Source organism: Rhodoplanes sp. (genome assembly GCF_013377085.1).
In the GTDB taxonomy this organism is placed as follows: Bacteria; Pseudomonadota; Alphaproteobacteria; order Rhizobiales; family Xanthobacteraceae; genus Rhodoplanes.
Map to the genome: position 1 here is coordinate 1 of NZ_JACAAX010000031.1, position 11,553 is coordinate 11,553.

General features: G+C 70.4%; 11 protein-coding genes and 1 pseudogene. 5 read left to right on the top strand and 7 right to left on the bottom strand.

From position 1 onward, the window contains the following. The 4 genes and pseudogenes from HXX10_RS19750 to HXX10_RS19765 all read right to left on the bottom strand — a co-directional run. A pseudogene (locus HXX10_RS19750) lies at nucleotides 1-319 on the bottom strand (hypothetical protein); the annotation flags it as partial. Between the two features lie 61 nt (nucleotides 320-380). Beyond that, a complete protein-coding gene (locus HXX10_RS19755; RefSeq protein ID WP_296524565.1) occupies nucleotides 381-1,178 on the bottom strand; it encodes a substrate-binding domain-containing protein in 798 nt (265 codons plus the stop codon). Between the two features lie 95 nt (nucleotides 1,179-1,273). After that, the gene (locus HXX10_RS19760; RefSeq protein WP_296524566.1) at nucleotides 1,274-2,374 is read right to left on the bottom strand and encodes an NADH:flavin oxidoreductase/NADH oxidase; all 1,101 of its coding nucleotides are present in this window, start codon (nucleotides 2,372-2,374) and stop codon (nucleotides 1,274-1,276) included. Between the two features lie 145 nt (nucleotides 2,375-2,519). Then, the gene (locus tag HXX10_RS19765) at nucleotides 2,520-3,059 is read right to left on the bottom strand and encodes a hypothetical protein (RefSeq protein ID WP_296524567.1); all 540 of its coding nucleotides are present in this window, start codon (nucleotides 3,057-3,059) and stop codon (nucleotides 2,520-2,522) included. Between the two features lie 269 nt (nucleotides 3,060-3,328). On the opposite strand from HXX10_RS19765, the gene HXX10_RS19770 reads away from it, so the two are divergent. The 3 genes from HXX10_RS19770 to HXX10_RS19780 all read left to right on the top strand — a co-directional run bounded on the left by HXX10_RS19770 (nucleotide 3,329) and on the right by HXX10_RS19780 (nucleotide 5,246). Continuing rightward, nucleotides 3,329-3,937 carry a hypothetical protein gene (locus HXX10_RS19770; protein WP_296524568.1) on the top strand — a complete coding sequence of 203 codons (609 nt, stop codon included), beginning with the start codon at nucleotides 3,329-3,331 and terminating at the stop codon, nucleotides 3,935-3,937. 38 nt (nucleotides 3,938-3,975) lie between these two features. Beyond that, nucleotides 3,976-4,698, top strand: a complete 723-nt coding sequence (locus HXX10_RS19775) for an SDR family NAD(P)-dependent oxidoreductase (protein WP_296524569.1) — start codon at nucleotides 3,976-3,978, stop codon at nucleotides 4,696-4,698. A 266-nt stretch (nucleotides 4,699-4,964) separates the two neighbouring features. Beyond that, nucleotides 4,965-5,246, top strand: coding sequence for a hypothetical protein (locus HXX10_RS19780; RefSeq protein ID WP_296524570.1), 282 nt, complete (start codon nucleotides 4,965-4,967; stop codon nucleotides 5,244-5,246). A gap of 217 nt (nucleotides 5,247-5,463) precedes the next feature. Here HXX10_RS19780 and HXX10_RS19785 read toward each other — a convergent pair whose 3' ends face one another. Then, a complete protein-coding gene (locus tag HXX10_RS19785; RefSeq protein ID WP_296524571.1) occupies nucleotides 5,464-6,186 on the bottom strand; it encodes an MgtC/SapB family protein in 723 nt (240 codons plus the stop codon). A gap of 402 nt (nucleotides 6,187-6,588) precedes the next feature. Here HXX10_RS19785 and HXX10_RS19790 point away from each other — a divergent pair, with 402 nt between their 5' ends. After that, a complete protein-coding gene (locus HXX10_RS19790) occupies nucleotides 6,589-7,863 on the top strand; it encodes an MFS transporter (RefSeq protein WP_296524572.1) in 1,275 nt (424 codons plus the stop codon). Nucleotides 7,864-7,985: 122 nt separating this feature from the next. On the opposite strand, the gene treZ is transcribed toward HXX10_RS19790, so the two are convergent. After that, complete coding sequence (gene treZ, locus HXX10_RS19795; RefSeq protein ID WP_296524573.1) at nucleotides 7,986-9,854, bottom strand: malto-oligosyltrehalose trehalohydrolase; 1,869 nt, start codon at nucleotides 9,852-9,854, stop codon at nucleotides 7,986-7,988. Between the two features lie 299 nt (nucleotides 9,855-10,153). On the opposite strand from treZ, the gene HXX10_RS19800 reads away from it, so the two are divergent. Beyond that, nucleotides 10,154-10,429, top strand: a complete 276-nt coding sequence (locus HXX10_RS19800) for a high potential iron sulfur protein (RefSeq protein ID WP_296524574.1) — start codon at nucleotides 10,154-10,156, stop codon at nucleotides 10,427-10,429. 168 nt (nucleotides 10,430-10,597) lie between these two features. On the opposite strand, the gene HXX10_RS19805 is transcribed toward HXX10_RS19800, so the two are convergent. Continuing rightward, nucleotides 10,598-11,533 (bottom strand): tripartite tricarboxylate transporter substrate binding protein, encoded by a 936-nt coding sequence (locus HXX10_RS19805; protein ID WP_296524575.1) that lies wholly within the window; start codon nucleotides 11,531-11,533, stop codon nucleotides 10,598-10,600. Nucleotides 11,534-11,553: the final 20 nt, after the last annotated feature.

An 11,553-nucleotide genomic window follows, 5' to 3' on the forward strand; every position in this document is an offset into this window, starting at 1 on the left:
GGCGGGCGCCGTCCGGCAGCCCGACGCCGCCGACCCGGTAGACGCCGGGCGGCAGCGCCAGCGGCGCGCCGGCCGCGGCGGTGCGCTCGAGCGCCCGTTGTAGCACCGCCGTCTGATCGTCCGGGCTGCCGGGCCGCACACCGAGCGTCGCGGCGTCGACCCCGAAGGCCGAGACCGGGCCGCCACCCGCGCCGGCGCGAGGCGGACGAGGTTGGGCATCGGCCGGTGCGGTGGCGACGAACGTTGCGGCGGCGCCGGCCGCGAGGCTCAGCACCGTGCGGCGGGTGGGATCGGCGTGAGGGGGAGCAGGATCGCGCATCCCGGCAGGATAGCGGCGCCGGGTTGGCGAGTCGCTAACTGGTCCTGCGGTGGTGCGAGCCCTATCGCTCCGGCAGCGGGATCAGCCCGGCCTTGGAGATCACCGGCGCCGCCTCGGGCGAGGTGAGGAAGCGGAGCAGCGCCGCGGCCGCCTCCGGCTGCTGGACCGTGTTCGTGAGCGCGCCGGCGAAGAAGATCATCGGCTGGACCTCGGCCGCGATCGGGCCGACGACCGTCACGCCGGGCGTGTGGATCAGCTCGCTGACCTGCTGGAACCCGATCTCGGCCTCGCCGCGCGCGACGACCGCCGCCACCGGCTCGCCGGAGGGCGGTCCGCGCACCTTGCGGCTCTTGCCCATGATCTGGTCGGCGATGCCGAGCTTGGGGAACAGCGTCGTCGACAGATAGGTGCCGCTGCCGCTGTCCGAATAGGCGATCGATTTCGCCGCGAGCAGCGTGCTTTTCAGCGCGTCGGCCGTGCCGATGTCCGGCTTGGCTGCCCCGGCGCGCACCACCATGCCGATCAGCGAGCGGGCGAGCACGACCTTGCTGCCGGCGCGCACCACGCCGCGCGTGGCGAGCTCGTCCGCCGCACCGCCGTCCAGGATCACCACGTCGGCGGCCTCGCCGCGGGCGAGGCGTGTGGGGATCGCTTCAGGAGAGTCGCCCATGGAGGGGCCGCGTGTCGTCACCAGGCGGTGGCCGCTGGCACGCTCGAAGACCGGTCCGAGCTGGGAATAGACCTCGTAGTAACCGGCCGAGATCATCACGCGGATATCGGCGGCGGATGCTGCCCCCACGGCCGACAAGGTGGCCACGGCGAGCCCGAGCCACCAACAAGCAAGCAGCCTTGGGATCATGACGTTGCTCCTGCCGATGCGATCGGCTTTTCGCGATCGAAGCCCAGACGCGCCCGGCCCGCAAGGTCCGTCTCGCCGGCAGGCGGTCGATCCGCTCAGCCCTGGCGGGCGGCCGGCGCCCACAGGCTCGGGCCGGCGCGCAGATACTGCGGCGGCCGGCGGGTCTCGGCGCCGAGCGCGCGGGCGGCATGCCAGCCCCAGTGCGGATCGTCCAGCATGGCGCGGGCGAGTGCCACCATGTCGGCCTTGCCTTCGGCGACGACGGCGTCGGCCTGCTTGGGGTCGACGATCAGGCCGACGGCCCGGGTGACCAGGCCGGTCGCCTGCCGCACCGCCTCGGCGAGCGGCACGTTGTAGCCGGGCGTCGTCGGATTGCGGGCGTCCGCCGTCAGGCCGCCCGAGGAGACGTCGGCATAGTCGTAGCCGTTCTCCTTCAGGATGCGGGCGAACACGATCGCCTCCTCGATATCGATGCTGCCGTCGAGCCAGTCGTTGCCGGTGATGCGGGCGCCGAGCGGCACGCTCCTCGGCACCGCGGCCCGCACCGCCTGGGCGATGGTCGCCGGAAAGCGCATGCGGTTCTCGCGCGAGCCGCCGTAGGAATCGGAGCGGCGGTTCGACACCGGCGACAGGAACTGGTGCACCAGATAGCCGTGTGCGGCGTGCAGCTCGATGGCGTCGAAGCCGATCCGCACGGCCCGGGTCGCCGCCTCGGCGAAGGCCGCGACCACCCGCTCCATGTCGTCCTCGGTCATCGCCTGCGGGACGTGCCAGCCTTTGCCGAAGGGCAGCGCCGAGGCGGCCTCGGTCGGCCAGGCGTCCTGGTCGGCGGCGAGCGCCTTGCCGCCCTCCCAGGGCCGTTGCGATGACGCCTTGCGGCCCGCATGGGCGAGCTGGACGCCGATCTTGGCGGTGCCGATCCGGTGGCAGTGGTCGACGACGCGGGCCAGCGCCGCCTCGCAGGCGTCGGAATAGAGGCCGACGCAACCATGGGTGATGCGGCCGCGCCGCTCGACATGGGTCGCCTCGACGATCACCAGGCCGGCGCCCGAATTTGCCAGCATGCCCAGATGGGTGAGATGCCAGTCGCTGGCGCAGCCGTCATTGGCGCTGTACTGGCACATCGGCGCGACGACGATCCGGTTCTCGAAGGTCTTGCCGGCGATCTCGATCGGGGCGAACAGGGCGCTGCTCATGGGGGCTGGTCTCGGGCGGGAGGATGCGGGGGGCGAAGCTCGCGCGGGCGCGCGGTGCAACCCTCCTATTACAGACGAATCCGGGGGCCGCAACCGAAGGCCGGATGGCTGGCGCCGACGGGATTTGTCCGGCCGTGCGGCCCGGTCAGAACGGGATGCTGCCGCCGACACCGCCGGGCCCGACGCTCGGACGCACCCGCTGGTTGCCGCCGCCACCACCACCGCCGCCGCGCAGCTCCTCGGCCGTCACCCGGCAGTCGTTGTTGCGGTCGTAGCGGGCGAACAGCGGGCTCTTCTTGTCGACGAACTCGGTCCGGGCGACGCGGCCGTCATGGTTGTCGTCGAAATAGCCGGGCTCGGCGTTCTTGAACGAGGGGTCGGAGCGCTTCAGCGTCTCGAACTCCTTGGCGTCGAGGAAGCCGTCGCGGTTCAGGTCGGCCATGATGAACAGCCGGGTCGCGTATTGCTTCCACTCGTCGCAGGTGAAAATCCCGTCGCGATTGGCGTCCCAGGCGGGGGCCGACTGGCGCACCGGATCCTCGCCGGCGCGGTTCAGGCTGCGGATGTCCGGCGGCGGGCGGTCGGACATGCCCGGCAGTCCGGAGCCGCCGAACCCGCCGCCCGATTGGGCTGACGCGGCGGCCGTGGTGGCGAGCAAAAGCAGCATCGTGAACGCGTGTCGCATTGTGGTCTCTCCGGTCCGGCGCACTGACGCACCGCCAAGGCGGCAGCAGTTTGGCGAGGGCGGCGGCCCGCAACATCGCGTAACGCATCGTCGGTTGCACCCGAGCCTCGCCCTTGAACGGCCGAGCCGTCCGCGGCAGGCGGGTCGGGCATGCCGCCCGGTGCCCTGCGGGTTTTCCCGGCTTGACAAGGAGAGGGGCCGGAGCGTGAGGATCTGCTGCCTGCCGGCCCATTTTTGGCATCCGCCGGTGCGGCGCGATAGGACGGCAGATGATCCGCTTGGTGTCGTTTTTCTTCACGGTCGGCGCGACTGCGATAGGCGGTGCGCTGGTCGCCATTCAGACCCTGATGCTGGTGCGCGGCGACGGTGGCAACTACATGGTGCTGGGCGCCGCCATTCTGGCCCTGGTGGTCGGGCTCTACGGCCTCGCCGCCGACATCCGTCGCAGCAAGTCGGCCATCCAAGCCCTGCGCGAGGGCCGGCCGGTGGATCTATGGGCGCCGCCGCGCGGCACGCCGAAGCTGGGCGTCAAGGCGACTTCGTCGTTCACTCCGATCGCCTCCGACGCGCCGTCCCTCACGCCTTATGTGGCGCCGGCCGTACCGGCTGCCGCGGCCGACGGGACCGCCCCGATCACCGATATTCTGGCCGCCGAGCGGGCCCGCAGCGACGCCTATTGGCGCAGCGGCATCGCCCAGTTGCAGGCGCAGGCCGTGCAGGCCGGTGCCGGCGACGGCGCCGTGGTCCTGCTCGAGGTCGCCGCGCGCAGCCTCGCGCAGGCGCTGGGCCCGCGCCACGTCGCCCGCATCCTGCGCGAAGCGTCCGACCGCTACGCCGCCGAGGGCGACCGGCCGGCCCGCGACGCCGGCGCCGCCTGACCGGCGGTGCTCGTCGGGGTCGCAGGCGGGAGAGCGCCATGACGGTCTGCTACGACTTCTCGGGCCGTCGGGCCGTGGTGACGGGCGGGGCGAGGGGGCTCGGTCGCGGCATTGCCGAGCGGCTGCGCGACGCCGGCGCCATGGTCGAGGCCTGGGACATCGCGCCGGTTCCGGTCGACGGGATCGCGTCGGTCGCGGTCGACGTCACGTCGGCCGACCAGGTCGCGGCAGCGGTGGTGCGCGCCGTCGCGGCCGGCGGCATCGACATGCTGGTGATGGCGGCCGGCTATGGCGGCTCGCGGCACCCGCTCGAGACCGTGACCGAGGCCGAGTGGCGGCAGGTTCTCGACATCACCCTGACGGGCGTCTTCCAGGTCTGCCGTGCCGTGGTGCCGCACATGCGGGCGGCGGGACGCGGCCGCATCGTCACGGTCGCCTCGCTGGCCGCCAAGGAGGGCCGGCCCGGGCTCGCAGCCTTCTCGGCGGCGAGCGCCGGCATCGTCGCCTTCACCAAGGCGCTGGGCAAGGAGCTCGCCGACACGCCCGTGCGGGCCAATTGCGTCGCGCCGGCCGCGATCGACACCGAGTTCGTGCGGGTGATGCCGCAGGCGGCGATCGACGGCATGATCGCCAGGAGCCCGATGAAGCGCCTCGGCACCGTCGCCGAGATGGCCGAGCTGGTCGCCTGGCTGTGCTCCGACGCCTGCACCTACAACAGCGGCGCGGTGTTCGACCTGTCGGGCGGACAGGCGAGCTTTTGAGCCAGGCCGGGCGGGGGGCGTCTGCTCCACCGGGCCAGGCCGGCCGCATCGACGCAACATGCCTAATTATCTGTTGGTGGCTTGGAACCGGCGGCCGCCTCGACGGTTGTAATGGCAGCCGGTTCGGTCGTGAGGGGGAGCACGACGTCGTCGTTCCACCGTGTTTCGAAGCCGACCGGATGTTGTCGAGGCCGACGCCAGAGTCTGTTCAGGGTCGTGACGCCGAAAGGCTGCCCGACAGGCCGGTGTTCGAACGGGAGGTGGACATGAAGACCCTGACCCTGCTGCTCACCATCGCCGGTATCAGCGCCGCCAGCGCCGAGACCCAGTCGCTGGACGTGCGCCAGCTCATCGAGCAGCGCTGGATGGCGACAGCGCCGGTGTCCGAGACTTGGTCCTGCGCGCAGTTCGACGCGGCGACCATCCGGGCCGCCTTCGAGGACGGCGCTGCGGCCGACCTCACCTATGCGCTCAACGACGATCCGCGGCCGGAAATCGCGCGTGGCCCGATGGACCCGTCGATCCCGCTGATGGCGGCCGGCCAGTAAGGCCGTCGCCTTGCAACGCCTGACGGCGCGTTCGAATTTTCCGGCGGCGGGCCTCGGTCCGCCGCCGGTCGCGTTTCGTCACCTGCCGATCCGCTGACGCGCCGGCGCCGACCCCCCCCCCCGCGGTCATCCCGGTCGCATCGATCAGCGCCTGCGCCTTGCAAGAACGTCGCCGTCAAACGCGTCGCCGCAATGCAGCCGGACCGGTCCCTGACCGTCAGTCCGCCGTGCGCATCGCCCAGGAGGCGTGCTCGACGCCGGGCAACGCCTCGATGGTCTTGACGATCGCGTCGAGATCGGCGGCGCGGGCCGTCGAGCCGGCCAGCGTCACGGCGAGCTCCAGCGCTTCCTCGGCCTGCTCCTGCACGGCGGTCTGGCGCACCGCATAGCTCTTCGCCTCGAGCTGATCGAGCAGGGCGGTGCGGACCACCGGCATCTCGTCGGCCGACACATTGACGCGGATGTCGTAGGTCGCCTCGGTCGTGGCCTCGTCGAGCGGCTGGCGGTTGATGAGGTCGACCAGCGGCCGCAGCGCCGTGTTGGCGATCAGCACGAACGCCGCAATGGTCACGGCCTCGCCGATCAGGTCGGCGCCCGCGGCGCCGCCCGCCGCGGCGGAGCCCCACAGGGTCGCGGCCGTGTTGAGGCCGCGGATGTTGAGGCCTTCCTTCATGATCACGCCGGCGCCGAGGAAGCCGACGCCCGACACCACATAGGCAAGAACCTGCACGGCGGAGGCGTTGCCGTTGAGGCGCATGCCGATGTCGACGAAGGCGGCGGCGCCGACCGCGACCAGCGCCGCCGTGCGTAAGCCCGCAGTGCGCTGCCGCCACTGCCGCTCGGCGCCGATCGCGGTGCCCAGCACGAAGGCCGTGGTCAGGCTGATCAGCGTGTCCAGGAACTGCGGCAAATCGAGATTGGTGAAGGCGGCGAGGCGCATGCAGGCGGGCTCCACGGCGGGTCGCGTCGCCCGGCGGGCGCGGTCCCGATGCGACGCTTTTAGCGTGAGCCCGAGATTCGCGAAACGCGGCTGGATTCGGTGCCAATTGCGCGCCTCTGGCTCCCCCTGAAAAGCATGGCATCCATGCCGTCCCGATCCGGGATAGTGCGGACGAAGCCGGCAATGGCCGGACACAATGATTGTTACATCAAGTCGGCGTTTCGCCGACCTCTGCCACACCTTGTCACGAGAAAAAACCGCGGCGCGGACGTGCCGGGCGCAGTGGAGCTGCGTTCGCGCGCGTCCCGCTCCGCGACCGTCGAAGCTCGACCGCATGCCCGTGCGGGCCAGACTTTTCGCCGCCGGCCCGAGGGGTCGGCGGACAACGCGCAAGGGGGAAACATGAGCGCGCATACGAATTCGCTCGACAGCAAATCCCAGCGTCCCAGCGCCGGCACGGCGCTCGGCTACTCGGCAGCCTCGATCGCCTTTCTGGTCATTCTCTGCCTGGCCTACTCGATCAACGCGGCCGACCGGCAGATCTTCCCGACCCTGCTGCCGGCGATCCGCGAGCATTTCGGCTACGACCTGAAGACGGCCGGGCTGATGTCGACGATCTTCACGCTCGGTCTGGCGATCGCCGGCATCCCGTCCGGCTATCTGGTCGACCGCACCTCGCGCAAGACCATCATCATCACGGCGATGGTGATCTACTCGGTGTTCACGCTCGCCACCGTCCTGGCGTTCGGCTTCTGGGACATGCTGTTCTACCGCGCCCTGACCGGCGTCGGCGAGGGCATGCAGATGGCGGCCCTGTTCGCCGCGATCGGCAGCTTCTTCTACAAGAAGCGCTCGTTCTTCATGGGCTGGATGATCCTGGCCTACGGGGTCGGTGCCTTCCTGGGCCCGCGCGCCGGCGCCATGCTGGTGCAGTCCTCGGGCGCCTGGCAGACGCCGTTCGTCTGGTTCGCCGGGGTCGGCATCGTGCTCGCCCTGGTGGTCCTCGTCGTCGTGCCGAAGGAGTTCACCGAGAGCAAGGGTCCGCAGAGCACCAGCGCCATGGACGAGGCGGCGCTCGCCCACATGCCGACGGAGCTGTGGAACCGCAACGTCATCCTGGCCTTCGTCGGCTGCGTGATTCTCGGCTTCTCGCTCTACGGCTATCTCGGCCTCTACACGACCTATGTGAAGGAGACGCTGCACTTCTCGCAGGCGGACGCGGCCGCGGCCTTCAGCTATTTCGGGCTGGGCGGGCTGATGTCGTTCGTCGGCGGGTGGTTCGGCGACCGCTTCCCGCAGCGCTGGGTGACGGCGATCGCCTTCGCGCTGCTCTCGCTGGTCGGCTACACGATGTACAACGTCGCCACCACGCTGCCGATGCAGTCGATGCTGTCGTTCCTCACCGGCGCCTTCGCGTCCGGCTTCGTGTTCGTCAACCTGCTCACGCTGCTCCAGCGCAGCGTACGTCCGCACATGGTCGGTCGCGCCTCCGGCATCTTCCTCACCTCGGTGTTCGGGGCGGCGTCGACGGCCGGCTGGCTGATGGGCTACCTGGTCGGCGCCTTCGGCTGGGGCGGGGCCGCGCTGATCGAGCTCTCGCTGCTGCCGATCATCGGCATCATCGCGATGGCGTTCATCGATCCGACCAAATTGATCGCCGTCGCCAAGAAGGCGTAGCGGTCGACGCCGTTCGCCGCGGATAACAAAGGCTCGCGTCCATGAAGACGCGAGCCGAAGCAGGCCGAAGGCGCGCTCCGATGGGGCGCGCCTTCGCGCATCTGCTGGTGGCGGCGACGACCCTAGGCACTGCCGTCATCCAGGGTCCACACCACGGTCCACGGGGCGAAGCCGACCATCTGGACGGCTCCCTCGCACCAGATCTGCCGGCCGGCCGGCGCCTCGACGCCGTCGAGCGGATCGGCCGAGAGATTGGCGAGGAGACGCAGCGTCGCGCCGCCGAGCCGCCACGCGACCCGCACGGCGCCGGGGCCGATCACCTCGTAGCGGCCGGCGCGTGTGCCGCCACGCAGCCGCGGCACGATCTCGCGGTGTCGGACCGCCAGGATATCCCGATAGAAGGCGAGCCACGTGGCATGCGGTTCGCGACCGAGCGCCGTCCAGTCGAGCTTCGCCGAGAGGAACGTCTCCGGCGCGGTCGGGTCGGGGATGTTTTCGCGCTGCTTCGGATCCCGGAACTCGGGGAAGCGGGCGAACTCGGCGCGCCGGCCTTCGCGCACGGCATCGGCGAGCGGCGTCTCGAAGTCGCAGAAGAACGCAAACGGCTGCTCGGCTCGCCATTCCTCGCCCATGAACAGCATCGGCACCTGCGGCAGCAGCAGATAGGTCGCCGCGATGGCACGCACCGCCTCCTCCGGGGCGAAGGCGGTCAGCCGATCGCCGAAGGCGCGGTTGCCGACCTGGTCGTGGTTCTGGATGAAGGCGACGAAGGCGGTGGAGGGCAGGTCGGTCGCCGGCTCGCCGCGCGGCGCGGCGCGATAGGGCATCATCTCGCCCTGGAACGCGAAGCCTTCGGCGAGCGCCCGGCCGAGCTTCTCGGTATCGCCGGCGTAGTCGACGTAGTACCCGGCGCTCTCCCGGCTCGCCGCGCAGTGCAGCACATGATGGACGTCGTCGTTCCATTGTGCCGTGTAGAGCGTCGCCGCGCCGCCGGCGCCGCGTGTCAAAAGCGTCGCCGCGTTCGCCTCGTTCTCCAGGGTCAGGTGCACGGGCCGGTCCGGCGTCACGGCCCGCACCGTGCGGGCGATCTCGTGCAGGATGTGGTCGTCGCTGTCGTCCAGAATTGCATGCACGGCATCGAGCCGCAGGCCGTCGAAGCGGAACTCGTCGATCCAGGTGACGGCGTTCTCGATCACCAGAGCCCGTACCATGGCGGCGCCGGCGGCGTCGAAATTGACGGCGGCGCCCCACGGCGTGTGGTGATGCTCGGTGAAGATCGGCGCATAGGCGGCGAGATAGTTCCCGTCCGGGCCGAAGTGATTGTAGACGACGTCGAGCAGCATCATCACGCCACGGGCGTGCGCCGCGTCGATGAGGGCTTTCAGATCCTCGGGCCGGCCGTAGCTGGCGTCCGGGGCGAAGGGCAGGACGCCGTCATAGCCCCAGTTGCGCCGGCCGGGAAAATCCGCGACCGGCATCAGCTCGATCGCCGTGACGCCGAGCGCGACCAGATGATCGAGCTTGTCGATCGCGGCCCGGAACGTGCCCTCCGGCGTGAAGGCGCCGACATGCAGCTCGTAGACGACCGCCTCGTCCCACGGCCGGCCGCGCCAGCCGGTGGCGGTCCAGCGATAGGCCGCCGGGTCGATCACCTCGCTCGGTCCGTGGACGTCGTCGGGCTGGAAGCGCGAGGCGGGGTCCGGCACCGCGAGCCCGTCCGGCAGCACGAAGCGGTAGAGCGTGCCGGGACCCGCGTCGGCGACGACGCGCTCGTGCCAGCCGTCCTCCGCCGGGGTCATCGGCAGGCGGCGGGCGTCCCGCACCAGCTCGAGCGTGACGCGATCCGCCTTCGGGGCCCAGAGGCGGAACCGGGTGCCGTCCGGCTCGAGCCGCGGGCCGAAGCGCGGCGCCGGCAGGTCGGTGGATCGCGCGGCTTCCGAAAGCGCACGAACGCGGCGTGGGGGCAGTTTGGTCAGGGGCGTGGTCGACATGTCACCGATGTGGTGACGGGTCGCGCGAGTGCAACATCCCGCCCGCCATCCCCGTCGGAGCCCTCTGGCCGGCACAGCGCCGACTGCAACCGAGCCGGGAACCGGCCCGCGCGTGCGCGGACGCGGAAATTTCGTCTCGTCATGCCCCGATTTACAGCAATGTTGACACCTTCCGGTGTCAACAAATCTTGTCATTATTCTAAAGTGATTCTACCATGGCACGATCATTCGCAGGCCCGCGGTATGCGGTCATCGCTCGGATGTCGCAGGTCTTTCGATATTTCAGTGGGAGAGCATCAATGAGTGAGAAGCCGACACACGATTCGACCGAGGTCTCGCGCCGCAAGCTGCTGCGAACGGCGGCGACCGCCGCCGGCGCGGCTGCCGTTCTGGGCGCTGGTGTGACCACGGCGTCGGCCAAGATGGCGCAGAAGGCCGTCGGCTACCAGGACACGCCGAAAGACGACAAGACGTGCGACATCTGCTCGAACTGGCGTCCGCCGAACGGCTGCGCCACCGTCGACGGCGAGATCGCCGCGAAGGGCTGGTGCCGGATCTTCGTGCTCAAGCGCTAGAGTATTTTCTCGGCGAAGCGGGACCGGTTCGCCGTCGGAAATCCGGTTGTAGCGACACCGGATCGCCGACCCGTGGGACGGGATTCGCGCGCTGCCGGGCGCGCGCCGGATCGTGTCGCGAGCGTGCAGCGCTGAGCGCCGTCGCCGATACGGTGCCGGCGTCTGCGTTCAATCGGCCGTGATGTGAGCCTCGCGGACCACGCGCTCCCACTTGCGCGTCTCTTCGTCCATGTATGCCGCCATCGCCTCGGGCGTCGAGCTCACGGCGTCGAGACCCGTGTTGGCGATGCGGGTTTTGACGTCCGGCTTGCCGAGGCTGAGTACGGTCGCGGCGCTGATCGTCTGGACGATGTCGCGTGGCGTCCGCGCCGGCGCCAAGAGGCCGCCCCACGCCATGGCGTCGGCGCCCTTGTAGCCGGCTTCCGCCATCGTGGGGACGTCGGGGAGGGCGGGATTACGCCGTTCCCCCGTCACGACCAGGGCGCGGAGATCGCCGCTCTGGATCGAGGCGACGACGGTCGGCACCTGTACCATGATGACCTGGAGGTGGCCGCCGAGAAGGTCGGCGAACGCAGCGGCGCTGCCGCGATAGGGAACGTGCTGCACGTCGATTCCGGCGACGAGCTTGAACAGCTCCATCGCCGTGTGGGTGGAGGCGCCGTTGCCGCTCGAGCCGAAATTCATGCTCCCGGGCTTGGCTTTCGCCAGCGCCACGAACTCCTGCACGGTCTTTGCGGGGTGCGATGCGCGCACCACCAGCACGAGGTCGGAGGTGTAGACCATCGAGATCGGCGTCAGGTCCTTCGCCGGGCTGAAGCCCATGTTCTTGTAGAGGAACGGATTGGTGGTCAGCAGTCCGACCGCGCCGAGCAGCAGGGTCAGCCCGTTCGGATCGGCATTGGCGACATACGCGCCGCCGATATTGCCGGCCGCCCCGCCGCGGTTCTCGACCACCATCGGCTGCTTCAGCGGCTCGGCGATGGCCTCGGCCAGGATCCGCCCGGCGATATCGGTGGCGCCGCCGGCGACATAGGGCACGATCAGCCGGATCGGCCGGCCGGGCAGCCAGTCCGTGGCCCGCGCCGTGCCGAAGGGTACGACCATGGCCGGTGCTGCGCAGAGCG